13 protein-coding genes and 4 pseudogenes are annotated in these 26,040 nt (G+C 56.6%); 12 read left to right on the top strand and 5 right to left on the bottom strand.

The window, feature by feature from the left end; translation table 11 throughout:
* Positions 1 to 72 precede the first annotated feature (72 nt).
* Positions 73 to 1,188: pseudogene (gene tnpC / locus RTCIAT899_RS21705) on the top strand (IS66 family transposase); the annotation flags it as partial.
* Here tnpC and RTCIAT899_RS21700 read toward each other — a convergent pair.
* On the bottom strand, positions 1,189 to 1,917 hold the full coding sequence (locus RTCIAT899_RS21700) for an SNIPE associated domain-containing protein (RefSeq protein ID WP_051043305.1): 729 nt from the start codon (positions 1,915 to 1,917) through the stop codon (positions 1,189 to 1,191).
* A 693-nt stretch (positions 1,918 to 2,610) separates the two neighbouring features.
* Between RTCIAT899_RS21700 and RTCIAT899_RS21695 the strand changes: the two genes are divergently transcribed.
* From RTCIAT899_RS21695 to RTCIAT899_RS32440, 9 genes and pseudogenes are all read left to right on the top strand, one after another.
* Positions 2,611 to 3,564 (top strand): hypothetical protein, encoded by a 954-nt coding sequence (locus tag RTCIAT899_RS21695; protein ID WP_004118317.1) that lies wholly within the window; start codon positions 2,611 to 2,613, stop codon positions 3,562 to 3,564.
* A 55-nt stretch (positions 3,565 to 3,619) separates the two neighbouring features.
* On the top strand, positions 3,620 to 5,140 hold the full coding sequence (istA, locus tag RTCIAT899_RS21690) for an IS21 family transposase (RefSeq protein ID WP_028754964.1): 1,521 nt from the start codon (positions 3,620 to 3,622) through the stop codon (positions 5,138 to 5,140).
* Positions 5,130 to 5,924, top strand: a complete 795-nt coding sequence (gene istB / locus RTCIAT899_RS21685) for an IS21-like element helper ATPase IstB (RefSeq protein ID WP_004118321.1) — start codon at positions 5,130 to 5,132, stop codon at positions 5,922 to 5,924. The genes istA and istB overlap by 11 nt, the downstream gene beginning before the upstream one ends.
* Before the next feature lie 138 nt (positions 5,925 to 6,062).
* Positions 6,063 to 8,261, top strand: a complete 2,199-nt coding sequence (locus RTCIAT899_RS21680; protein WP_244441504.1) for an AAA domain-containing protein — start codon at positions 6,063 to 6,065, stop codon at positions 8,259 to 8,261.
* Entirely contained in the window at positions 8,233 to 9,627 is a 1,395-nt protein-coding gene (locus RTCIAT899_RS21675; protein WP_004118324.1) for a coiled-coil domain-containing protein, read from the top strand. The genes RTCIAT899_RS21680 and RTCIAT899_RS21675 overlap by 29 nt, the downstream gene beginning before the upstream one ends.
* Positions 9,628 to 9,660: 33 nt before the next feature.
* Positions 9,661 to 11,679 (top strand): McrB family protein, encoded by a 2,019-nt coding sequence (locus RTCIAT899_RS21670; protein ID WP_004118326.1) that lies wholly within the window; start codon positions 9,661 to 9,663, stop codon positions 11,677 to 11,679.
* Positions 11,680 to 11,966: 287 nt separating this feature from the next.
* The gene (locus tag RTCIAT899_RS21665) at positions 11,967 to 13,181 is read left to right on the top strand and encodes a DUF2357 domain-containing protein (RefSeq protein WP_240535433.1); all 1,215 of its coding nucleotides are present in this window, start codon (positions 11,967 to 11,969) and stop codon (positions 13,179 to 13,181) included.
* A gap of 62 nt (positions 13,182 to 13,243) precedes the next feature.
* Positions 13,244 to 15,535, top strand: coding sequence for a hypothetical protein (locus tag RTCIAT899_RS21660; RefSeq protein ID WP_244441503.1), 2,292 nt, complete (start codon positions 13,244 to 13,246; stop codon positions 15,533 to 15,535).
* A gap of 441 nt (positions 15,536 to 15,976) precedes the next feature.
* Positions 15,977 to 16,327: pseudogene (locus RTCIAT899_RS32440) on the top strand (transposase); the annotation flags it as partial.
* Positions 16,328 to 16,347: 20 nt separating this feature from the next.
* Here the strand turns inward: RTCIAT899_RS32440 and RTCIAT899_RS21650 are convergent.
* The 4 genes and pseudogenes from RTCIAT899_RS21650 to RTCIAT899_RS21635 all read right to left on the bottom strand — a co-directional run.
* Positions 16,348 to 16,860, bottom strand: a pseudogene (locus tag RTCIAT899_RS21650) (IS5 family transposase); the annotation flags it as partial.
* A 21-nt stretch (positions 16,861 to 16,881) separates the two neighbouring features.
* Positions 16,882 to 18,204: a group II intron reverse transcriptase/maturase gene (gene ltrA / locus RTCIAT899_RS21645; RefSeq protein ID WP_028755411.1), complete on the bottom strand. Its 1,323-nt coding sequence runs from the start codon at positions 18,202 to 18,204 to the stop codon at positions 16,882 to 16,884.
* Positions 18,205 to 18,675: 471 nt separating this feature from the next.
* Positions 18,676 to 18,897: pseudogene (locus tag RTCIAT899_RS21640) on the bottom strand (hypothetical protein); the annotation flags it as partial.
* A gap of 154 nt (positions 18,898 to 19,051) precedes the next feature.
* Positions 19,052 to 20,050, bottom strand: coding sequence for a hypothetical protein (locus tag RTCIAT899_RS21635; RefSeq protein WP_004118206.1), 999 nt, complete (start codon positions 20,048 to 20,050; stop codon positions 19,052 to 19,054).
* 281 nt (positions 20,051 to 20,331) lie between these two features.
* Between RTCIAT899_RS21635 and RTCIAT899_RS21630 the strand changes: the two genes are divergently transcribed.
* Positions 20,332 to 24,402, top strand: coding sequence for a helix-turn-helix domain-containing protein (locus tag RTCIAT899_RS21630; protein WP_004118204.1), 4,071 nt, complete (start codon positions 20,332 to 20,334; stop codon positions 24,400 to 24,402).
* Positions 24,403 to 25,298: 896 nt separating this feature from the next.
* Positions 25,299 to 26,036, top strand: a complete 738-nt coding sequence (locus RTCIAT899_RS21625; RefSeq protein ID WP_004118203.1) for a hypothetical protein — start codon at positions 25,299 to 25,301, stop codon at positions 26,034 to 26,036.
* The last annotated feature ends 4 nt before the right edge of the window (positions 26,037 to 26,040 follow it).

Raw genomic sequence — 26,040 nt, 5'->3', positions numbered from 1 at the left:
GGGCAACCACCCCCGCCAGTAGACATTTCGTGCCTAGCATCGGGTGACGCGCGCCGCGATTACCCCATGTTCAAATATGCCTGCCGGAATTGCGACCGCACCGGCATCAACACGCCGGTCATCATTGCGCCGATGCCCGCGCAACCCTTGCCGGGCAGCATTGCCACGGCCTCGACGCTAGCCTTCGCGTTGGTGCACAAATATGTCGATGGCACGCCACTCTATCGTCTGGCACAGGCCTTCGAGCGCGCCGGCGTTCCTGTCAGCCGCGGTGCTCTGGGGCACTGGGTGATCGGCTCGAGCGAGAAGCATCTCGTCCGCATCTATGACGCGCTGAAGCTGCGGCTTCGATCACAGTCTCTCATCCATGGCGACGAGACGACTGTTCAGGTCCTGAAGGAAAAGGACAGAGCGGCCACCGACACATCCTTCATGTGGGCTTATCGCAGCGGTGAGGACAGTGCCGAGCCGATCGTGCTTCTCGATTATCAGCCGGGCCGCGGACAGATCTATCCGCAGGCCTTTCTCGGCGATTACCGCGGCATATTGATGAGCGATGGTTATTCCGCCTGGCGCACGCTGGAGGGGGCCACCCACATTGGATGTATGGCCCATTCAAGACGGCGGTTTGTCAATGCTCTCAAGACGAGAAACAAACCCGGCGGCCCACCGGAGCAGGCCCTCAAGTTCTTCGAACAACTCTACCGGATTGAAAAGCAAGCGCGCGACGAAATACCGGATGACGGCGAAACGCGAGATCATTGCATTCGCCGCTTTCGCCAGGAACATAGCGTTCCCATCCTGAATGCCCTGAAAAAATGGCTCGATGAAATCGCCCCGAAGGTCTTGCCGGACAGCAAGCTTGGCGATGCCATCTCCTACACGCTGAACCAATGGGAATATCTGACGCGTTACACAAATGATGGCAGGATGCCGATCGACAACAACCTTCTGGAGCGTGACATCAGGATTTTTGCAACTGGCAGAAAAAGCTGGCTGTTCAGCGACACCGTCGATGGAGCAAAGGCCAGCGCCGTGGTCTACAGCCTCATGCTGACATGCCGGGCTTGCGGCGTCGAGCCACTGGCCTACTTGCGCCACGTCCTCACCGAGTTGCCGCAGCGCGCCGACGACGCCGACATCTCTGACCTGCTGCCATTCAACTTTCCAAAGGCCGCAGCGGCCTGATCAACGCAGAAACCGTTCCCAAGTCGAACACCGCGCCGGAATCGCGGGCGTCAACGTGCAGGGAAATGAGCGTTTACGTTTTAGATACTCATCGGTAATATGGACGTCGTTCGTAGCGTTCAGATTGTCTATTTGCTGGCGAGCGTTGACGATCCGCTTTTCCATCGCGTTCGCATTGTTCCAGCGGACATTTGCGACCGCTGCATCGCACTCGTTGTTGAAAGCTCTGAGCGCGAGCTTCACGTTGCGATTGTTCATCGTCTGGCCCTTGGCCTTACTGCCACTAACCGTCCACTCCGTTTTTGCGATTGCAGCGATCTTGTTCGAAACCATCCGTTTCTGGGTCTCGCGGTTCTCAATGATCGTTTGTTTGTACTGCTCACTGTCGGTGTAATCGAAATGAGGCTCATATACGCCCATCTCGGCGAACGCCAATTTCTCATCGAAAATCGCTACCTCCTTTGCGAGGCGGTCGAAGATCGCTTTCTTTTCGTTATAGGAAGACCTCAAATTTGAAATGTCCACTGAGACTGAATTCGCGATATCGCGTAGTCGCTGGACTTCTGCTTCCTCATTTAGGATAGGGCTATATTTTACTTCCAACGCACGCACGCTGCCCTCGGCACGTTTTTTGCGTATGGACTGTTTCCACGCAATGACGCTCGCAACAATCGCCCAAAGCGGAAACCCAATGATAAATACAAGCCCAATGATTTGACCGCTTGTCATTATGAACTCCCCTGCCACCCCTGGATGAGGACGTTAAGCTGCGATCTCGACTTTGCAAGCGGATGTTACGGATAACATTAGTTGTGCAGCGGTTTAATTTCGCCTGCCGACTGAGCAGGTGCCGCGTCCCGAATGATGCGAGCTGTGCAGAGCTGCGCCAGGAACGGAGATCTGCGAAGATGATCATCTTACCCATGTATCTCGGTGTCTTACGCATCCAGGAGCAGAGTTTATGGCTCAAACAACTCGCGGAAGCCTTGCGGCTTGATGACGAGGTATTGGTTGCAGTTCCTGCCAGCTCACCCATACCGCTTTGTTCTGGGAAGCGGCCAGCATATCCAATTTGGCTTCGATAAGGTAATTCTGGGTCTCGATCCTTTAGGTCAATGGAAAGAACGGCAGGCTTTCATCGCATAGACGCAGCATCCGCTTGAGTGAGGCCTTCAAGTTCACCGCGCAAAGCCGGTGGGGCGAAACAGTATGGTCACCTAACCGGCAAAAGGCGTTTGTATTTTCGTGTCTTGAAGAACACTATTCATGCAAATCTTCCATCTTGAACTCCTCGGGTCGAAAATGGGCGTGTATTTCAAGTTGCAAACCGTTGACACGCAAAGCGCCTCAATCGCTTATTGGAGGAGGGCGATTCAATGGATCAGCTGAGAGGGAGCGCTCGGCTGAGGTTATTTGTAAGTCATGTCTATACTACTGCGAACGATATCGGCGTTTCCGACGGGCCGGACAACGAACGAACTATTTGCGTTGCTTGATGTCGATTTTGATCCGCGCAGGCGTACGGAAATTTACGCCGAGTTATCTGCCCTCAGCGAAGCTGGAAAAGTGGCCAAAGGCCGCGATGGTCGGTGGCGCCCAATTGCCACCGCGAACAAGACAGGCACCCAACCCGTTTCTTCAATTGCCACCAATACCATAGTAACTGACAATCTTACCCTCAGGCCCGTCCACGCGACTTTCCGGACCTCAAGGTCTTCCGTCGGCGAAGGTGAAGTCGCAGATACTTTCGCGGCGTTCGATCCCAATGCGTTGCTTCGATACTATCGATCCGCATTACGATCAGACCCGAGAGGTGCGATCACTCAAGTTGAAGATCGCCATTCTGTTCAATGGCAACTGTTCACTGGCCTTGGGCCTCTGACGCCCGAAGAGGGGCAGGTCCTCACCATCTCGATACCTCTCGACGAGTTGCCAGATGACTTTCGGCAGGCTCTCGTCAAGCGGGAAGCGAACGAACAGTCGCTCGCCGTGGGCTGGCCTCTGGGTGTTGGGAAAAAGCAAGGTGTAGCTGTTGTCTGGCCGGTTGGTCTCATCAGCGCTGACTGGAAGCGCAGTCCGACGCACCTAGAAGTATCGATCGATACGGATGACATCGTCGCAAACCCCGACTGGATCAAGGGCGTGGCGAGAAGCGCCAATTGGAAAGAGGCAGGGCTGCGCGACGTGTTCACGCAGGCCGAGGGATTGGGCTTCCGGCGGGATGAATTTCTCTCCCGATTGAAGGAGGCTGTTTCGGGCACCTTTCGGGGACGTATCTCAGGCCAGCAAATGCGAATTGAGCTGGATCCTAACATCGTCTGTTGGTTTCCACGCAGAACTGAGCCGGTTAGGCGCATAATTTCCATTGAGAATTGAGCCATGTGAACCTTCCCCCAGCGCGGAGAGCGACGGGGGCAACGGAGTGATCCACATGGGACTTTTAAACATTATCCGCCGGATGGCGTTGCGCGAGAAGCTATCGATCCGCGAGATCAGTCGGCGCACCGGGCTGTCGCGGAACACAATCGCGAAGTATCTGAGCGCGGGCACGATCGAGCCGACGTTCACGGTACCGGAGCGGCCGAGCAAGCTTGATGCATTCGCAGAGAAACTCTCGGGCTGGCTGAAGACCGAGGCCGGGAGGTCACGCAAGCAGCGCCGAACGCTGAAGCAACTTCATGCCGATCTGGTGGTTCTGGGCTTTACCGGCTCCTACGGTCGCGTCGCTGCCTTTGCCCGTGAGTGGCGGGCTGAGCAGCAGACGGCCGGCCGAGGCATATTCGTTCCTCTGTCTTTCCGCCCAGGCGAAGCATTCCAATTCGATTGGAGTGAAGACTATGCCGTGATCGGCGGCGAGCGCACGAAGCTTCAGGTCGCGCATATCAAGTTGGCGCACAGCCGGGCCTTTCTGGTCAGAGCCTACCTGCTGCAAACCCATGAGATGCTCTTCGACGCCCACTGGCACGGCTTCCGGGTCTTCGGCGGTGTGCCTGCGCGAGGGATCTACGACAATATGCGCACCGCGGTCGATCGCGTCGGCCGCGGCAAGGAGCGGCAGGTCAACATCCGCTTCCTGGCGATGACGAACCACTACGTCTTTGCGCCCGAGTTCTGTAATCCTGCTGCGGGCTGGGAGAAAGGGCAGGTCGAGAAGAATGTTCAGGATGCCCGACCACGTTTGTGGCAACAGATGCCGGACTTTCCCGATCTGCCGGCGTTGAACGCCTGGCTGGAACAGCATTGCCAGGACCTGTGGCGGGAGACACCGCATGGCACCTTGCCCGGCACGATTGCGGATGTATGGGCTGATGAGCGGGCATCATTGATGACACTGCCTGCCGCGTTTGACGGCTTTGTCGAGCAAAGCAAACGGGTCTCACCCACCTGCCTGATCACCTTCGAACGAAACCGCTATAGCGTGCCCGCATCGTTTGCGAACCGGCCCGTCAGCCTGCGAATCTATCCCGAGCGGCTGGTCGTTGCAGCCGAGGGCAACGTTCTTTGCGAACATGTGCGGGTCATTGAGCGCAGTCACGACAAGCCGCCGCGGACGATTTACGACTGGCGACACTACCTTGCCGTCATCCAACGCAAGCCCGGTGCCTTGCGCAATGGCGCACCCTTCCTGGAACTACCACCGGCCTTTCGACAACTGCAGGACCAGATGCTTCGCCGCCCCGGCGGTGATCGCGAGATGGCCGATATCCTTTCTCTCGTTCTTCATCACGACGAACAGGTCGTCCTCCGCGCTGTGGAACTGGCTCTGGATGCCGGCGTGGCAACCAAAACGCATGTGTTGAACCTGCTGCATCGGCTGATCGACGGCAAGACCAGTGATGGTCCCGATATCGACACACCACAGGCGCTGACCTTGCTGCGCGAACCCAAGGCCAATGTCGAACGCTATGACGGGCTGCGTGTCCGGATCGTAGGAGGTCGCCATGCGTCATGATCCAGCCAGCGCCGCCGTCGTCATCATGCTGCGTAGTCTGAAGATGTATGGCATGGCCCAAGCGGTCACGGATCTGATCGAGCAAGGAGCGCCAGCCTTCGATGCGGCCGTGCCGATCCTGTCCCAGTTGCTGAAAGCGGAAATGGCCGAACGCGAGGTCCGCTCCATCGCCTATCACATGAAGGCTGCCCGCTTCCCGGCCTACAAGGACATCTCCGGATACGACTTCGCCGCCAGCGAAATCAACGAAGCGACGGTGCGCCAACTGCACCGATGCGAGTTCATGGACGGAGCGCAGAATGTCGTGCTCGTCGGCGGGCCTGGCACGGGAAAAACACATATCGCGACCGCTCTCGGTGTCCAGGCGATCGAGCATCATCGCCGAAAGGTCCGCTTCTTCTCGACCATCGAATTGGTCAACGCCCTCGAGCAGGAGAAGGCCAAAGGCAAGGCCGGTCAGATCGCTGAGACGTTGGTTCGTCTCGATCTGCTGATCTTGGATGAACTCGGATACCTTCCGTTCAGCGCTTCGGGCGGCGCATTGCTCTTCCACCTGCTGAGCAAGCTTTACGAGCGCACCAGCGTCATCATCACCACCAACCTAAGCTTCAGCGAATGGGCCACAGTCTTCGGCGACGCCAAGATGACGACCGCTTTGCTCGACCGCCTGACCCACCGTTGCCACATCCTGGAAACCGGAAATGACAGCTTTCGATTCAAGGCCAGTTCGGCCGCCGCGGCGCAAAAGAGAGGAGAAAAAGCCAGCCCATTGACCAAACCCTGATCAGAAAACCATACTCAGAGGTGGCTCACTTCTCGGTGGAAAAACCGGCTCAGTTCCGCGTGGAAACCAACAATCGTCGGCATCCATGATATCGCCGCACTCTTTCTACCGACCGATACTACCTTCACTGCCGGAGCTGTGCGTGACCTCGATACAATTGCAGCGTGGCCGAAGGAAAAATTGGCCACGACTGCGCTGGCGCCGATCCTCGGCTTGGATGCACCCGTTGCAACTAGGCTTGCTCCCGTCATCAACACGGGCGACTTGAATAAGGAGCAGATTGATGCGGTGAGGCGGTCTCTCCTCGCACCGCTTACGGTGGTAACCGGTCCGCCGGGGACCGGCAAAAGCCAGGCCATCGTGTCCATCGCTGCTTCCGTGATTGCCGATGGTGGAAGCGTACTTGTTGCATCGAAGAACCACCAAGCCCTCGATGCTGTCGAGACCAGGCTTGGTGGCATCGCTCCGCAGTCTCCGTTCCTAGTGAGGACGCTTGATCCTACACGCGACATCGATCAATCGTTCGATCAGGTGCTTGGCGAACTTGTCAGCGAGCCCACAAGAGGTGCGGCTGAGCCAGACTTGGTTCTACTGTCGAAACTCTCGACGCTCGCGCAAAATCGAAATCGGCTGCTCGACCAGATCGACGAGCTTTCGCGTATCCACGGGTTGATTGCGGAGCTTTTGGAGAGGCTCGAGGCGCAGGAGGCGAGCAGCGCTGAACGCGGAGTCCAGACATTGGTAGAGCCCGAAAAAAACCTCGTCATTCGGTTGATCAACACAATACTGGGAGCTTTCGGTCTTAAATCGAAGTTGTTGGTAGGCAGCCAACGTTCCGGTGGAGAGACAACGCTCGCCACCCTCAGGCAGCGTCTAAAACAGCTCCGCTCTGAATTAGCTACGATCGAAGTAAAGGGTGATCCAGTCGCGATTACGCAGGAGATAGGAGAGGTCGCTCGGGAGCTTCTTCCCAAAGTTCTGGCGTCAAAGGTCAACCTGACTGAGATCGACCGACGGAGGCTAGGCGAGGAGCTTGCCAACCTAGAGCTTGCTCAAAACACCGGGCCGCTGCCATCTGAATTGGCCGGTGAAGTTGTAAGTCACCGGCCCCTGTGGTTGGTTTCAGTCCTTGGCGCGGCACGGCGAGTGCCGCTGTCAGACAGCTTATTCGATCTCGCGATCTTTGATGAAGCAAGCCAGTGCGATATCGCGTCAGCACTGCCGATCTTCGCTAGGGCAAAACGTGCTGTCGTTGTCGGTGACAATCGCCAGCTTTCCTTCATCAGCCAGTTGGGCATTGCGCATGATCGAAACCTGATGCAGGCCCAGAACCTGCCGGTATCAAAGATGGGTCGGTTCGCGCAGAGCCGGAGATCGCTATTCGACTTGGCGGACCTCACGCCCGGGGCGGCGAAGGTTATGCTTCGCGATCAATATCGATCCGCTGCCGATATCGTTGGCTACATCAACGAACACTTTTATGGTGGTCAATTGCGGGTTGCAGGTGACCAGGACAAGCTCAAATCACCAAGGGGCATGAAGCCAGGTATTGCGTGGACCGATGTACCGGCGCCAACATCACCAATGATCGGCAACATCAATAATTCTGAGATCGCCGCGATAGTGCAGCATGTCCGCATGCTCCTCGTGGATCAAGGATATAGCGGGTCGATCGGGGTCATCGCTCCTTTCCGGCCGCAGGTATACGCGTTGGAGCAAGCGATCCACGCAGAAGTCAATGAAAAGCTTCGTGTCAAGGCTGAACTGCGTGTCGGCACGGTTGACCGTTTCCAAGGTCAAGAAAGAGACCTTATCCTTTTCTCACCCACGCTCGGCCATTCGAGTGCGATCAGCGCGGTCACGTTCGTGCAGAAAGACTGGCGCCGCCTGAACGTTGCCATTAGCCGCGCCCGGGCCGTCGCCCATGTCTTTGGCGATTTGTCGTATGCGCGATCTGGCAAGGTGCGGAGTCTTCAACGGCTAGCCGCTACGGCAACCGAACCAAAGGGCCGCATCGGCGAGGGCACGTTTGACAGCAATTGGGAGCGAATTGTGGACGCGGCGCTTAGGAAGCGCGGCTTGAACCCCGTTGCTCAATTCGAAGTCGCCGGTCGTCGCCTGGATTTTGCACTGTTTGGCAGCGGCGATGTCAAGCTCGACCTGGAAGTCGATGGTCGACATTGGCATGCCGACACCGACGGCAAAAGAAAGCTTGGCGACTATTGGAGAGACCATCAGTTGAAATCGCTTGGCTGGAAAATCCAGCGCTTTTGGGTGGACGAACTAGCTCAGGATTTGGAGGGGTGCATTGAACGCGTCGCAAAACAGCTTTCCTAGATCGCGGCGGTTTACCTATATCGCTTTGACGCTTGGCTTGCTCTCAGCGGCCGCGATCTCTGTCGCGTTGATTCAGGTCGACGCTCTTGAGCGCGACTACGGTGCCGTGCGTTCCGACATTCAGCGCTATAACAATGAGCGGACAGAGGCGCTGGGCCGACGCGATAGTGTCCTTTCGGAAATCTCTCAACGAAGTGTAGAAGCCGATGGTATTCGGAAAACCATCGCTGATCTGACCGCACAGCGAGATCGCCTCGACGCAGAGATAAACCAACAGACGGCATCGCTCGCCGAGGGCGTTGAGAAGCTTCAGGCGGGCCAAGAGCAATCGAAAGCGGCCGCCGATACTATTGCGGAAGCAGCTAAGGCCGAGAAGACGCTTGCGACCTTACGCTCTCAGAACGCTGACCTTGAAAAGCGGATTGCTGTCAATCAGGCAAAGATCGATCAGTCAAATGCCGACGTTGCACAAGCAGAAGATCGAAAAAGTGCTGCCGACGACGCGATTGCAGTCAGCGAAAAGGTCCGGCGCGATAAGGAGGCTGAAATCTCCAAATTAAACGCCCAGCTTCAGGACCTTGACGACAAAACACGTCAGGTCGCCGATCTTACCGCCCGTCAGGCCTCGTTGACGGCGCAAATGACGAAAATCACGAAAGATATCGGCGACAAACAACGTGCCTCGCAGGATTTAGACGCAACGATCGCAAAGCTCCAGGATCAGGCGTCCAAGGCGAAGGTCACTGCAGCTAAAACGGATGCCGACTTGGCCCGCCAGGACAGCAACCGTACGGACTTGGCCAACCAAGTCGGCGCTCTCGAAATGCGGAAGGCTGCATTGAACGGCGATCTCACGAGCGTGACCACAGCAGCGGACCGCGCACGATCAGATGCTGCAGCGGCTGAAGGCAGGCTAAAAATTGCCCAGGACGCGCTTGCAGAGGCGGAAAAATCTCTTCCGGTCGCGAAGGCACAATTAAATGATCTCCAGGCAGATGTCGCAGCTGCCACAACGCAACGTAACACGCTCAAAGAAGAGTTAAGCAGTCTTCAGGCACTGAAGTCTCGAACTTCGGCGGACAAAGCCGATGCTGATCGCGCAGCAGCTGAAAAAGCTGCTCTGGAAAAGGCTGTCGCAGACCTATCAAACCGACAAGCAGAACTGGCCAAAGAGCTGAGCTTGCGTCAGAGCGACCTAAATACTGTGAAAGCGGAGCTGGCCGAGCTTAACGGCAGGAAAGGGGTGCTTGTTCAGGAAATTGCATCTCTTTCAGACGCGAAGACGCCAAAGCAGACGGATGTGGCACCCGCGCCGCCAGCTATTGACGCCCCGACGACTACCCAGCCACAGCCTGAGAGGCCATAATTAGAGAGCGTCGACATGCTAACAGGAAACATCTTGATACTGCTTTTCGCAGCAATGGCTGTCGTAGCTCTGATCGTCGTGCAGATAAGCCTCGCGGTGCTCCATGACAGAGCCGTTACCGCCTCCGGGCCGACGCGCTCCCTGGAGTCTCTGGAGACAGCCATTGCCGACAAGCGGATGGCCCTTAGCGATATCGAAAATGAACTAGGAGAGCGCCGCAAGGCCCTAGCCAATATTGCCGACGTCCAGGCTGACTACGATGCGACCAAGAGACAGCTCGATGACTTGAATGCTGAATGGCTTCAGAAGGATGAGCGCCGCGAGGAAATCCGTGCGCTGCGCGAGGTGATCGAAGCGGAGATCATTGAAAAACACGCAGTTGACGCTGAGCTGGCTTCCGCCCGGGCAGATCTCGACGCTGTCCATGACCGCCTCACTGCCGCCGAGCGGCTGTTCGCTCTCAACGATGAGATGAAGCGTGAACAGGCAGCGCTTGAAAAGAAGATTGCAGAAATGCGGTCCCAAGCGATTGAGTTGAGCGAAGCGCAGGAGCGAGTGCAACGCTTAGAAGCGCTGTCGCAGGAACTTGGTAGAGAAAGCGCACGTGTCGAAGGCCTCCTCCAGGCGGCAAACTCCCAACTCTCTCAGGTTCAAGAAGACCTCGCTGTCGAGCGTCAGGCGACCGCCGCCGTTCATGCTGAATTCACGCAGACGTCGGCGAAACTCGCAGCCGCCGAGGAGCGTGCTCGTTCCATCGAAAGCGACATCTCATCGTTGGAAGATCGCCGTTCGTCGCTAATGGCACAGGTCGCTAAGATGGAGGAAGACGTTGCTGAGGCGAGCGGTAGGGATGCGCCGGGCCGCGAGGAGGCAATCGTTGAACGTCTCAAGGAGTTGACCACGCTTCCGCCGGTGCTGGCACAAATGCGGAGCTGGAAAGATCGCGCCGCTGAAAATGAGGCTGAGGCAGTCCAACGGGTGCTTCAGCGCCTTGAACAAAGCGGCCTCCATTACGACCGTCGCATTGTTTATGCCTTCCATACAGCAATGAAAACAAACGACACGACCCAGATGGCCGTGCTTGCCGGTATCTCCGGGACTGGCAAGAGCCAGCTGCCGCGACAGTACGCGGCAGGCATAGGGATCGGGTTCCTGCAGGTGCCGGTTCAACCTCGCTGGGATAGCCCCCAGGATTTGATGGGTTTCTACAACTATATCGAAAAGCGCTACCGTCCGACCGATATGGCGCGGGCGCTCTATCACCTGGACATTCTGAACAACCAGAAGAGCGAGTTTCAGGATCAGATGATAATGATCCTGCTCGACGAAATGAACCTTGCGCGTGTTGAGTATTATTTTTCGGACTTCCTCAGCCGCTTGGAAAGCCGCCCGCCGATGAACCGTGTGTCGGATAAATCCCTGCGCAAAGACGCTGAGATCGAGCTTGAGATACCGATGCCGCGAGGTATGGACGCTCCCCGCATCTTCCCAGGATACAACCTTCTGTTTGCCGGAACGATGAACGAAGACGAGAGCACGCAGTCGCTCTCTGATAAGGTTGTGGACCGGGCGAATGTCCTTCGCTTCTCGGCACCAAGAACCATCAGGACGACTGCGCAGAAAGCAAATATCGCCGAGCCCGAGGCGCTGTCGGCGGCAAGATGGCGGTCATGGGTGAATCCTGTTTCGACTGTGGAGAGTGAGCAGACCGTTATCGACAGCGTGGATAGAATGGTCAGCCTCATGAAGGGCTTCAAGAGACCTTTCGGTCACCGTCTCGGCCGCGCGATCATGGGGTATGTCGCGAACTACACCTCGTTCGACCAGGCGAAGGACTTGCGTGTCCCGCTCGCAGATCAGGTTGAAATGCGCTTGTTACCAAAGCTTCGCGGTATCGAAGTTGAAGACGGTAACGATCATGCTTTCTCCGAACTCATAAGTTTCGTTGGTGATGCCCTGCGGGACGATCACCTTGCGAAGGCGATCGATGAGTCGATCCGTGCTGCGAAAGAGGGCTCCGGTCAGTTCGTATGGAACGGGGTTTCGCGGTAATGCTCCATCTCGGCAGACCTTGGGATCGCAGAGGAGTTGCCAATGCGAAGTTCAGTCCTGGTGATTGTTTGGTCAGCGAGGTCCGTGGCGAGGCACCCAAGAACGGCGGACACTCGCGTCTTATGTCGGCCCGGCTTCAAGATGGACCGGTGGAACTTATTCTCCATCCATACCCGAAAACGGCGAATGCTCAGCGACCGGAGCGAATTGGGTTTCCGGTTCGCCCTCGTGGTGTAAAGGAGCATGAGACCCCGGAAGACGTGCGGGCGAGAGAGCTTCTTCGGCGGATGAACGAGGTTTTGGCGCGGGTCCAGGAGCTTGGCGAGGCCCTTGAAGACCCTTTGCATGTATGGTCCCGATTGCGCGATGCGTGGGAGCGCGCAGAGAATGAACACGATCCGCGAATGGCGGAGATCGTAAGGCAGGCTCAAGATGTCCTTCCGCGCCTGAAAGCGCTGGAGCCGAGGATCAGGCGCGTGCTTCGTCGGACGAGAGAGCTTACATTCTTGGACCGAGTTCAGGAAATGGATCGGGCGTCGATGCGCTGGCTCGTCCGTCAACCGGGGCGGACGATTGCGGAGCGAGCCGGTACAAGCCAGCGTATTCTCGCAACAGTCAGGCGAGAGAACTTTGATACCCCTGAAAACAGGGTTCTCCACGCGTATACGACACTTGCTTTCCAGGTTGCTCGCGAATGGATGCAGGAGCATCCACGAGCACGGCATAGCCGCCGCTACGCGCAAGTCAATCATTTCGGCCGGTTCTGCAAAACCTTCGCGCAGATGTTGGCAGATCTTGAAGTGAGCGTAGCCGATGCCGGGATTGTTCCGAACTACGTTCTGATGCAGGACCCGAGCTACAACTCCATCTATGAAGCCTGGCGCCGCCTGCTGGAGGAAGACAGGGTCCTCGATGACCTCTGGGCATGGCAAGCGGAGACCTGGACGGATTTTTCTGTGCTTTCTGTCGTGCTCGCTCTCAGCGAACTCGAAGAAGCCGAGCTAATTGCGCAATCGCCCATCGTCTGGCGTTCAGAGGCATCGCTCGGACGATGGTTCGAGCAGGATCGACCGATTGCCGTGTTCTGGTTGAAGAACACAGGTCGTATAGTCGAGGTACAATCCCGCCCTGAAGCACCAGGCCGTATGCTGGCCTTGACGCGGGCCCACGTGTCTCTCCGCATCTCCGACATCGACCGAGGCGGGATGCCGCGCCGCGTAGCAGTTTGGACCCCGCACACGATGGCTCGCATAGATCTCAACGACGCTGTCGTACGGGCAAATGAGCGATTGGTCGAGATTCAGCCATTCGGCCAAACTGAAGTTCTGCGTAACGGGCTGATACTGACCCCATCTCACGGTCAGTTCGAGACTTGCCTATCCCGTAAGGCTAGCACGCGCGTTGATGGAATTGCCTTGGAGGCCTCTGGCGAGGGGCTGCGGCAAGGGTTGGACGCTATCCGTGCGTTCGCACGTAGCGAAATATACGCGACGACGCCATGAGGAAACTGTGCGGGTACGATCTGAATGGATGGCGCGATAGCGCTGCGAGGAACTGGACCATTTTGCCGGACGGCGAGGAGCAGGAGGTTATTAGCTCTCTCATCGAAGGCGGCATTTTCGGTGTCGTGGTTGAAACTGGAGCGAAGGCCGACGGGGGCCTTGTGGGTGGTGCGCAGGCATCAATTTCTCCGCACGGCCTGGGTGCTGGTTGGGGTGTGGTCGGAGCTGCCGAGAAGCGGTTGAGGGTGACTGATCTGCTGAACGACGATCCATCCGTCCCCCACCTGACTGCAGCGCTGAAAGGGATGTCATCCGGTGCCAGCTTTGGCATCGCCAGCCTTGATGATCATGCTGAAACCGGCGAGCTACTGCAGGAACGACTGTTGGCGGCTCTGCGCAAGGCAAAGGTCTCGACGCCGCTTCTGGTTTGGCGATCCGTGTTGGCGACATTGTTCGCTATCGAAAGGGGAACAGTTGAAGAAGGCCAGGCCGTAGGTGTGGTTTCGCACACCGGAGACGGTGTCACGGTTCAAAGGCTGCGCATTCGTCGCGAGCGTAGCCATGGAGAGACTGTCTTAGCGCCGGAGCGTCGCTCGACAGGAAAACTGATCCGTTCGGGTTGGGGATACCGGGGATTGGCGGAGTTGGCAAAGTCTGCAATTTCTAGAGTTTCGTCGGTCGACCGAACCGATCATTTGGAATGGGCACGTTCGAATGGACGCCTTGCGCTCGGATTCCAGGCAGAGCCCGAGGTGTTACGCCAAGGAAACGGAGACTGGCAGGTATTAAGGCCGCCCGACACGATCGATCACGAGCAGATACCTCGATTGCAGGATGTGCGAGATGATGTCGCTGGGTGCGATGTGGTCTTGTTGGAAACTCTGTCCAAAGGTGCGATCAGAAAAGCATTCCATTCAGCAGTGATACAAAGCATCGGTGGAGATGTTGTGTTACTTGCTGACAACTCGATCGCAGATGGTGCGCTTCATGCCGCGCGGCGCCTAAGCAAGCGCGATCCCATCTATTTCGATTTCCTGCCGCAGATTTCAACGATTGTGCAGCGGCGTGACGCGGTCGAAAACTTCGACCTCGTTGATTACGATGAGACGCTTCCGGCAGGTGAGATGTACCGGAGCCCGAAACCGGCAAGATTGGCCATTCAAGCGGGGCAGGATCGTTTTTCTATTTTCCTTAGAAAGGAAACTTCCGAGCTTCCGCGCAAGGCAGAAGTCAACATCGGTGTGAAAGTCGACCAGACAGTTCCCGTCGAACTTTGGGTGGAACAGAGCCCGGCGTCCGGTCGAGCAAAAATCCTCGTTCACTCTCAGAAGTTTGGTCACCAATTCCAGGTCGACTGGGATGCCGCGACCGAACTCGAACAAAATTGGGACGCGTTGATCGAAGGGTTCCAGAGACCAGCACCGACAATACCGGGACGGCTTGTGCTCGCCTGCGGAATCGATAGTTGGAACGATAGCCCTCGCGGAGACGGGCTTTTCACGTTGCTTGAAAAGAACGTTGACCGGACTGCCGTCGATTGGACGGCACTCGCAAATCGGCTCTCGGCTCGACCTGGCGGCAAATACGCGATATCAAGTGACGGTGATGTCCCGAATGGAGTAGATGCTGTCGCGCTATCGCGCTTGGATCGACTTGTAGAACGAGCGTTAGATGAAGTCCGTCGCGGGCTGAGGGGCCAAGCTGTTGGAACCCAATCACTGCGGTTTCTGACATGGCAATTCCGCCGATGCCCGCCAGACGTCTCGGGCTGGTTGCTGGAGGCTTGGGACAAAGAAGCCCGGGGACACCCAATTTTCACTCAAGGTGCCCACTGGAAGCTCGCTTACCAGGGGTTGGGGCGGGTCGCCAGCAACCAGCATTTTGAGCTGCAGGCAATCCACAAGGTCTTGGGCAAGCCCATAGATCAATGGAAGTGGCAGAAAGAAACCGCCGCCATGGCGTTCCTACTTTCGCGCTCTGAAACCGCGCCTCGGCTGCTTACTCGCAAAGATGTCGAGCGGTTGACCAAACGGATTCTCCGGGAGTTCGAAGAAAATCTGGGCTCGACGTACACCAGATTCCAATACGCTCCGATGCTGCTTGTTGGCCTTCTCCGTTGGAGGGTGGTCGAGCCATTCGCGTTGGTTGAGGGGCAGGACCCTAAGGCGGATAAATTGGTTCGAGCAGTCGAGAGGACGATAGGTGATCTCAAGCACCAGGATCGTTTAAGGGCACTGGCAAAGTACGGGCGCATCCTGGAACACGTTCTTGAGGAACTACGGGGCGAGGGGTCCAACCCAGAGCTTCTGCTTGATATTTTTGGTGGGGCGGATGGGAGCGATGCCGACGAATAGTAGATCGCTGGTATGCGGCGTCCACGCCCCGTCGATTTTCAGTTGCGGGGATCTAAGGTTGATCTACGCGCCGTCAAATGAGCTCACCGAAGAGTACCTGACGAGCTCATTGTGAGGCCTTGATGCGGGCGGTATAGGCTGGCTCAGGGCATCGATATCTTTGGCAAGGTGAAGGGAAGCGTGGGGTTGATTGCCGTCATTCTCAAGGCGCCTCACTGATGTCAGCGGCATTAAATTAGGTACTCGAGCGAACAACAAAGGCACCGAGGCGACGACCCAAAAGACCAGCAACTAATACGGCGTCTCACTAAAATCGACTCATGGGCTGCGTATTCCGATGAAGCCGGCCATCGATTCCGATTTGAAGCCGGCCAGTCATTCCGATTTCATTCCGGCGGGCGTTCCGATTTGAAGGCGGCCATTTCTCGGACTGATCCTGGCATTCTGGCCGACGCCGGATACCGCGGCCACAATGCGCCCCAGAGCCACAAGCTGCGGGTCTTCACCAGTGGCCAGAAGCGCCACGTGACGCCGGCCATCAAACGTCTGATGCGAAGGCGGTCAGCCGTCGAGCCCGTCATCGGGCACCTCAAGAACGAGCGCAGAATGGACCGCAACTATCTTGCCGGACAGCAGGGCGATGCCCTCAATGCCGTTCTGGCTGCCGCCGGCTACAATTTCTCGCTTCTGCTCAGGTGGTTCAGGCTACTTTTGTGCCTGCTCGTCAGGCAAACTCTCGACGCCGACAATCATGCGCCGCCACACCGAAAACGGTTCTTCACGGGCGACTAAGAGTCGGATTCGAAAAGCGTTCAACGATATCCATACCTTGCTAGCCGTCTGGTGATGAGACGAATGTGGGCGATCATGATCCACGCTTCGGCTGATGCGATCGAGCGTTCGACGTCTTTGGCCAATCTGCGGCATCTGCCAAGCCAGGCGAAGGTCCGTTCGACCACCCATCGACGCGGCAGAACCTCGAAGCCTTTCGCCTTGTCCGAGCGCTTGATGATCTCGATCGTCCAGCGCCCGATCTTTTTCAGTCGCCGCTTCAACTTATCGCCCGCATAGCCACCATCGGCGAAGACATGCAGCAACCATGGCCACCTGTGGCGGATGGATTTCAGGAGATCGGGAGCACCGTCGCGATCCTGGATGTCGGCGCTGTGCACCATGAGACCGACCATCAGGCCGAGCGTATCGACGATGATATGGCGCTTGCGGCCTTTGGTCTGTAGAGTCGAGGAAAGGCGCGGTGGCTGGCCCTTGCGAGGCTCGCTCCGTTTCCTTTCCCCGCTCATCAAACCGGACGTGCGGATTTCCCGCATCCGGCTTTCCGACTGGCTTCATCGTAAGGCCCACGGCGACTGCTTGCCGCGCTCGCGTCGAAGACACAGCACGCCCAATTCCCCGTAAACATGTTCACGTGGGAATCGACGCGTGCTGCGTCCTTGCACTTTGTGCCGTCTGCACAGGAAGTTCGTGACGCGGTCATAGACGTGTCGATCGACGCCTTCATAGGCCGATGCGAGAGCGCCATAGGAGAAGTATGCGGCCCAACCGCCCAGGAGGCGGTTCAATCGCTTGCGAACTTCAGGCCATGTGCCCTTGTTGCCCGGCGTCAGCAGCGCGCTGACCTTGGTCTTGATCCGCTGCACGCTCTTCCTGGACGGGCTCGCTCCCAGGTACCACCGGCCGCCGTTGGGCAGATGACGTGGTCCAAGCGAGTAGCCAAGGAAGTCGAAGTGTTCGCGCCGGGCATCCTTCACCGAGGTTTTCGCCTCGTTGAGCGACAGCCCGAGTTTCGTCATCACCGTCCTTGTCCACGCCAGCGCCTCGGCCGCATGATCGCGGCTGAGAATGACGAAGTCATCGGCATAAGAGATGACGTGCGCGCGGAACTCTTCACCCAGACCGCTGAGACGCCAGTGCTTCAGGAACCGGTTCATGTAGATGACCGAGAGCAGCGGACTGACGACACCCCCTTGGGGCGTGCCGTGTGTGCTGCTCTTGCCGCCAGTCATGCGCCGTTTCCCGTCGCCATCCCGCTCCTCGACCGGTGCTCGCAGCCACAGCCTGATCAGCCGCAGCACGCTCCGATCGACGATGCGTCGGGCCACCGATTTGAGGAGGTCCGAATGCGGGATCGTGTCAAAATATTTCGACAAATCAGCGTCGACAACGTCGGTGTAGCCCCGGCACATCAGCCGGTGCGTTTCCTTGACTGCATCGACCGCGCTGCGACGCGGCCGATAACCATAAGCACCGTCCTCGAAGTCCGCCTCGAAGATTGGTTCCAGTACGAGCTTGGCAGCGGTCTGGATGACGCGACAGCGGATAGAGGGAATGCCGAGCGCACGCTCGCCTCCCCCAGGCTTCGGTATCATCACCCGCCGCACCGGATCGGGTCGGTACGTCTTCGAAACGAGTTCTTCGCGCAGGCCCGCCAACCACGCATCCACGCCCGACGCCTCGATCTGCGTAAAGGTCACTCCGTCGACGCCAGGCGCTCCCGCATTGGCGCGGGCCAGCGCATAGGCATGGCGCAGAATGTCTTCACGGCAAATCTTGTCGTAGAGCAAATAGAAGCGGAAAGCGGGCTCCGCCTTCGCCTTACAATAGAGCTTTCTCTGTAGGTTCCTGATCTTTTCAGGTGTTTCGAGGCTCATCGCCAATCACCCTTTCCTCACCATCTTCGAAAGCATGCCAGAAGTCAGGGTCCTTTCCTCCGCCGGCATTGCCCGGCATCGACAGTCTTACGACCCTGTCCGACTCCCGTCCGGTCCATCGCCATCAGCGATGTCGAAGCCGCGACCTCCGACCGCACGGGTCTCCCTCGATTACCCGCATCACCCTTCCCGCGTGCCGTGCCCAATACCCCGGCAGACCGAACAGGTGCTTGTGACGATTGCTTCCCTGTTCGCACGGCCTTCCCCGGGTAAGAGACGGGTCGGCATCTGCATCGACTCTTTCGAGGCCTGCTCGGACTTCACTCGCGTTACGGCCCACTGGATTGCTCAACCGCCCAAGGCGGCCTTTGTCACGAGGCTTCGAACCGGCCGGTTACCCGACCGATCCGCTCGTCAGCTACCAGATCAATCGACAACTCTCTGGATGGAACCTTCCTCCATTGGTGACACGCGCCTTCGAGGCGCACTCTTGCCCGCGTCATAAGCCCCGGATGCCGCCGCTTTCGGTGGTTTTGACGCTCTGGCTATCGATCACACCGGCCGTCGGGCTTGCCTCCTTGCCCTCCAACTCGCGCGTTTCCATCACGAGACGATGGTTGATGCGTGGCCAAAGTCCCAACGCTCTCCATATTGCCGACGGGTGATTTTGGTCCAGGCCATCGTGTTCTCCATCGAATCTCGCAAATCCGAAGGAATCATAACCTGTTGAAATCACCCACCTCTTTTTGAGGCAGCCTCTAAAGAGAAGCCCACCACGGCAACTGATCGGTTCATATCCAAGAATATCACCATGAACCGGAAGCGGTGGCTCATTAAGAGGCAACGCCTAATAGTCGCACCAGATTGCAGCAAGCGACGCGAATTCTTCCCAGTTCGGTTTGCCTTTATCCTTCCACCGCATGCAAACTTTAGGAAGGTCGGCTGTCATTTGGGCCCAATCATCTGCGGAGACTTCTTTGATCTTGCCGACGTCCCATCGATCTTGAGACAAACGCGAGAGCTTTTCATAGGCCTCCGGTTTACCCAGCAGAATCTTGCGCGTCCCGCCGGGAATCCAAGCGTCACGCCAAGAGTGTTGGGCGCAAACATTATGCGGACTGACTGTCGGAATGAAAAATTCTAATCCCGTGTAGTGGCAATAGTCCCAAGTCTCGTCTTCGGGAGAGCCAGTATTGCATTTTTCCCACACGTTTTCCGGCAACTTCACACTCGATCGCAACTGCTCAGCCGTAAGCAATAGGCCATCTCGCGCCTCCAATTCTTTCGAAGGCGGCGGATTTGACGTATCGTAGCCGCAGCCTCCTTTGAGAAAGGTTTCGCGCACCATCGAAGCACCTGGAGCCATTGTCCAGGTAAAGTCATTTGCTTGGTGGAACAGCGTATATTCGTGCCATTCGTTTGCCCCGGTTGCTTCAGTGGCCAATTCATTGAAAAAAATTCCTGCGGATACGGCATCGGGCTGCGAGCCTAGGCCGATCATCTTTGTAGGGAAGCGATTGAACCAGTCGAAGGCTACAGGTTGTCGACTCTGGCAAGGCCGATCCCCTGAAAAATGCAAAGTGTCGCCTTTGACTGTATAGAGTTCCCCGTTTCCAATTTGGATGAGTTCGCATCCATGGCTAGGCTTAACCAAGTCCGGTGCATACTCAGGGTTGAGTGTCATGAAAATAATTATTGCGACAATCGCGATGATCGCGAGCGACGGATATTTGTCCAAGATTCTATGAAATAATCGGCGCAAAAGCCTGTAGATCGCAACGAATGGGCGAAGTGCCTGGTTTTTCTTGGCAATGTCGAAGCAATATCGAAGAATGCCCGCCAACATGTTCTGCCCCAGCGGCTACTTAAGTTTCTGCATGCTACAGACAATATTTTTCTTAACAATAGCAGTTCCGATTCGATCTAATTGTACCACGCTTCACAACTATAGATGTGGATTCTGGAAGGGGCAATGAAAACATCCCGATGTTCATCGCTGCTCGCGGAATCCCCAATCCTTTTGACTTGGAGAAGGAGCCGAAGGCGAGGCAGGGTAGCTGGTCCCTGAATGTGTTGTTCGGCTCCAGGGTTATTGCATTTTTAATTTGACGTCATATAAAATCACTAATGTCTACGTTGCTCAATCCTCCTGCCTCCAATGAGGCTATCACTCCCGCACAATGTCGCGCTGCTCGCGCTCTTTTGGCTTGGTCTCAGCAGGAGCTCGCCAGCCGCGCTCGAGTAGCCACCTCCACCGTGGCAGACTTTGAGCGGGGCCATCGCAACCCGATTCAACAGAACGCTGAAGCAATTCGCGGAGTGCTCGAAGCGGAAGGCATTGCTTTCCGAGCGGGAGGAGCTGTTATCGGGCCAACATTGCCCGCCTTCGCCGACCGGAAGGACGCTGGTTTGCCAATAAGATGGGTCGATGCGACTGATCTTTCTCAGTGGGCCGAGCGACGCGACGGTCAGGGATCTCTTCCAACCTTGCTTGCGAAGCTAGCAAGGGCAAATCGCCCCATATTACTGAGGTTTCCCTCGGACGAAGGTGTCCAGCACGCTGGCTGGGACGGAGTTACCGAAGCAAGCGAAGCGTCTGAATATATTCCGCTCGGTGTCACGGGATGGGAAATCGGGACGCAGCGAGATCGCATCGCCTCGAAGGCCGATGATGACTATAAGAAGCGCAGCGAGAATCCGCTTGGTCTTATACCTGCCGAGTTGACGTTCATCTTCGTGACGCCGCGTCATTGGCCCCAAAAGGAAATGTGGGCGCAAAAGAAGCGTGCGGAGAACATCTGGAAGGACGTGCGTGCTTACGATGGAGATAATCTAGTCCATTGGATCGAACTCTATCCCGCTGTCGGGTTATGGCTGGCTATCGCCCTTGGCAAGCGACCAGCCGGGGCACTTGATCTTCGGGAATATTGGCTGGAATGGGCGCTCGCGACCCAATGGCAATTGCCAAGTGAATTGGTGCTCTGTGATCGCGACGAAAGTGCCACCCGGATTCTTCGATGGCTCAGGGGGCCGTCGTCTGTGCTTGCGGTAAAGGGGGAGAGCCCGGCTGAGGTTTCCGGATTTGTTTATGCGGCGATCAACCAGCTTCCCGCTAATCTTGCGGAATATTACCTGTGCCGAAGCTTGGTAGTCGCAAACTCCGAAACTGCAAGGCTGATTGGAGATAGTGCAACGCCGTTGGTCATCGTGGTGTTAGATCCGGAGCCAGGCCCGGCGCAGGCGTTGGCCAAGAAGGGACACCATGTACTTGCCGCATATGGCCAAGACGCCTCGTCCTCCGGCGATGCCATTGTGCTTGAACGCCCCGCACGAGAGAATATTAAGATCGTCCTTGAAGGGGTTGGCGTGCCTTCCGAGATGGCAGGGCGGATGGCGAGAGATTCGTCGCGAAGTCTAGGAATTCTGCGACGTCTCATGCCAAGCTCTCCTGGACGAGTACCCGCGTGGGCGAAAGGACTTCCCTCTCAATCGCTCATTGCGGCTCTCCTCGCAGGTGGCTGGGATGAAAGCAGCGAGGGAGACAAATCTGTCCTATCGCGGTTGGCTGACATGCCCTACGAACCGTTCGCAGCTAGTCTTGCGGGTTTGGCCGGAAATTTCGATAGTCCTCTGCGTAAAGTGGGCTCTGTGTGGAAAATTGCCTCGCCACGCGATGCTTGGGGCCTGCTGGCAGCGGATATATCGCCCTCTCACATGGAACGGTTTGCTGCAGTCGCATTAGACGTTTTGAGCGCGGCCGACCCCCGCTACGAAATGCCCGCGGAGGAACGGTGGTATGCATCGGTCCGGGGGGTGCATCCAGAATTTTCCAAAAATCTGCGTAACGGTGTCGGCGAAGTATTGATTATACTTGCTCTGTTCGGAAAACTGGCCTCATCCGTACCATCTGCGGAGCTGCAGCCAGATCTTATCATTCAACGCTTGCTTAGCGGCGCCGACCGTCAACGTTGGTGGTCACTGTCGAGGGATTTTCAACTATTAGCGGAAGCCTCACCGTCCAGTTTCCTCAGCGCACTCGACGACGCACTTGGTCAGGACGATAGCCCTGTCGCCGTTCTTTTCGGTCACGATACGTCCCCGCTTTTTGGCGCCGAGCACCTATCCACATTATTGTGGGCTCTCGAAACTTTGGCATGGTCTCCCGACTATCTCGGGCGTGCGGCCTCTATTCTCGGGGCGCTCGATGAGCTTGATCCTGGGGGCCGTTATACTAACCGTCCCGGCAGTAGTCTCCGAACTACATTTCTTCTATGGGCGCCGCAAACACACGCGACACTAGAACAGCGACTTCGGGTCTTGGACCGGCTAAGAGCGAGGTTCCCCAAGGCAGCTTGGAAACTCCTGCTGGGCATTCTTCCGACCGAACACGACTCGTTTTCACCAACGCCAGCCCCTCTCTGGCGCGATTTCTCGACGCCAACCTCAGAAATCGTCACTTTCGAGCTGATTGAAAGAGGCGCGCTCGCGATTACCGATCGTCTCCTTGCAGACGCGTCGGCTGATATCTCACGGTGGGTGGCGCTGCTCGATCGCTGGGGCAATCTCGGAGCCAGACGGGAAGAAGCGCTAAACAAACTCAAGGCGCTTGTTCCGTTCATTGCGGACGACGTGGGTCGGAACGCGTTAAGGTCGAAGTTGCGCGCAATTTTGCATAGCCATCGCAGTTTCCGTGATGCCGCGTGGGCGCTTCCTGAAGAAGAATTGGCTCCTTTTGAGGAAATTTACAACGCCATAACCCCTGTCGACCTAATCGCAGAGATTTCTTGGTTGTTTGACACGTCGGTCGCACTTCCGAACCCAATCGGCACCAGGTGGCACGAGGACACACAGCGGCAGCTCCAAGGGGAACGCCGAAGCGTTGTTGAAGCAATTCTCACCAATATGGGACTGGACGGCCTGTTTGCTCTTGCTAACGCTGTACAGGAGAAAGGTTACCTGGGACAAGCCATTGCCGAGGCCGAAGTTGGCAACCCGCGACGGGGACACGAAATTATCGTCCGGGCTCTCACAAGAGAGGGCGTAGTGGGCTTAGGAGTTGCCCGGGGGATGATAATAACGATGTATCCCATGCAAGCTGATCAATGGGTGACAGATTTGGTCGACGAGATGCAGCAGATAGGAGCCAAACAGGAAAGCTTGCTCGCAATTCTGCTCGCCCTCCCGCCCTCGTCGCGCGCTTGGTCGCTCTTGCGGGAATTGGGCGCAAATTTCGAAGAGCAGTACTGGAAACGGGTCCCAATCCTTTGGATTAATGGCGAACGGGAAGATACAGAGTTTGCGGTGAGCAAACTGATGGATGTCGGTCGCGCTCGCCATGTCGTGCATCTAGTTGGCTTGCGGTTGCATACAGGTCTGACATTTGGCTCGGATTTGCTCGTCCGCCTCCTTATTGAAGCGGCCTTACAACCAGCCGAATTCGACGCCGATCACAATGACACGACGATGTTCCAACACTACGTTGCCGAAATTCTGTCTGTTTTAGACAACCGTGACGACGTCCCCGCCACGGAGATGTTAAAGCTGGAATGGATTTATCTTCCAGTGCTTGAATACTCGCAGCGTCCGGCCAAGTTAATCATCCGCGAGCTTGCGTCCAATCCGCAGCTATTCATCGACGTAATCTGCGCAATTTACAAACCCAGCGAGGACAGCCGCGTAGTTGAAGAGACTGTGGCTAACCAAGAACAAGTCACCAATCGTGCCCGCCAAGCAAGCAACCTCTTGCGTCTCTGGAATGTTGTTCCTGGAACCAGACCAGACGGTACAATAGATCTAGCGATCTTAGAAGACTGGGTTCAACGTGCCCGCCAACTGGCGAAATCCGCCGGGCGGGAGGATATTTCGGACCAGAAGATCGGCGAAGTCCTTGCCTGCGCACCTTCGGGGCAAGACGGCATCTGGCCCACAGAAGCTGTCCGCGAATTAATTGAATCCGTTCGCAACAAAAATATCGAAATTGGGCTCATGATTGGTCGTCGCAATCTGCGTGGCGTTACGACGAGGCTACCGCGTGACGGCGGCGCCCAAGAGCACGATCTTGCGAGGACCTTTAGCGAGTGGTCGCGAGCGACGGCGCTGGAATGGCCGCGCACGTCTGCTGTTCTCGAAAAAATCGCTACGAGCTATGACTACGAAGCTCGTTCGCATGACAATGACGCGGAAAAGCTCGATTGGTAAGATTGTACCTGCTTCATGCGAGGAAATTGCCTGGGATGGTGCCATCCCAAGCAATTTCGACCGCGTTACTGGCTGTGAAGCCGTATGCCAGCTTAAGCATTCGGCTCATAGGCACTTGACAATAAGTGAGTTTGTTCTTTATTTGTTCCGTCCATGACAAACATTGGCCGCCTCATACGCTTTCGCGAACCGAGTGGTCATGCTTTCTCGTTTATCGTATCGGAGTGGCAAAAATGGGCGAATTATTGTCCCATCGCGTGGAAGCCTGCACTTTTCTTCCATCAGGTTTGAATACCGTCCAATCGGTGCTGAGGAAACGAGATCGTTCGTTCCAGAGATATTTCGACAGCGGTACAATTATGAAAGGCGGCCCAAGCCTGTTCGCGGTTTTGACCTATTCCGATAGCGGAAACTGCAGGGCTCGAAGCAGGTTAGAGAGCCGCTCCACGAAAAAGGCCCGACTATCCTAAAGTTCAGAACTCCCCTGTTCTGAAGATCGCGTCTCAACTCACAGGTATGACGGCATTTCGACGCTGTCGGATGTGGGGACACCCTGGGGGCGCGACTTTTTCAGCGGACAGGCTATGTTCCTGTTTGGACATGAAATCTCTTGCTGTGGAACATTTATAAGTCCGTTTTACAAGATTATATAATAATTCCATTAGGTTACAGATGTCAAAGCTGGCTAGACGCGCGACATTGTCAGCCAGTTAGAAATGCGACACTGGCTCTGACAATCAGCCCCCGATCCGGCCGGCTGGGCCGGGTTGAAAGGGCGGAGCGGGGGCGGGTGATAACATTCCCCTTCGGCTTTAGCTTTCTCACTGGCAATTGTTCTTTTACCGCTCGATACTCGCTAGCACTTGCATGGCGCAGTTGGGGATCAAAGCCGCACGATGCTTCCGGAAATCAACCTGCAAGGTGACGTCGACATCGCCGCGCTGTCACCACTTCTTCGCGGCATGCTTCTTTCGGTTGCCTATGCTGACGGTGAGGGTGGCATAGGATTGACCGCGACCGGCGCCATGAACCGCAAGTTCGTGCATTGGGCCGCTGTGCACTTCCTCTGGCCCGGATTCACAGCCGAGGACCTCTACAGCATGAACAAGGTGCTCAATGAAAGCGACATGCCGCCGCTTTGGGTCGTGCGCGACATGACCCGCCACCTGAAGCTTCTTCGCCGGAAAAAGGATGTGCTGCTGCCAACCAGACGCGGGCGGGAGTTTCTGGTGAATCCGCAAGCCTTCTTCGATGTGGTCGCCACGGATTATCTCTATTCGTATGTCCACGCCACCGAGCGGGAAGAAAAGGTCCGCGCGCGGTTACGCTGGTGGCGCATGTTCCTCAATCTTCTCAATATCAAGGCCAGGGAAGGTTGCACGCCAATGGACGTTGTGAAGATCCTCTATCCAGACTTGGCGCCTCTGTCACACACCGAAATGACCATAGAAGCCTGGGAGTTGAAATCCGATCTCCAATATGGCGTCTTACGGCGCTTGTGCTGGCTCGGCTTGCTCTATGAAGCAAGAGAGGGCCTCACACTCTTCCAGGACGGATCCTTCCACAAGACACCGCTTTGGTCCGCATGCCTGCAGCTGGAATCGGATACGCAAAGCGACATCGGCGTGCACTGACGAT

This window comes from Rhizobium tropici CIAT 899 (assembly GCF_000330885.1).
Taxonomy (GTDB): Bacteria; Pseudomonadota; Alphaproteobacteria; order Rhizobiales; family Rhizobiaceae; genus Rhizobium; species Rhizobium tropici.
This window is presented reverse-complemented; position numbering and strand designations above follow the sequence as displayed.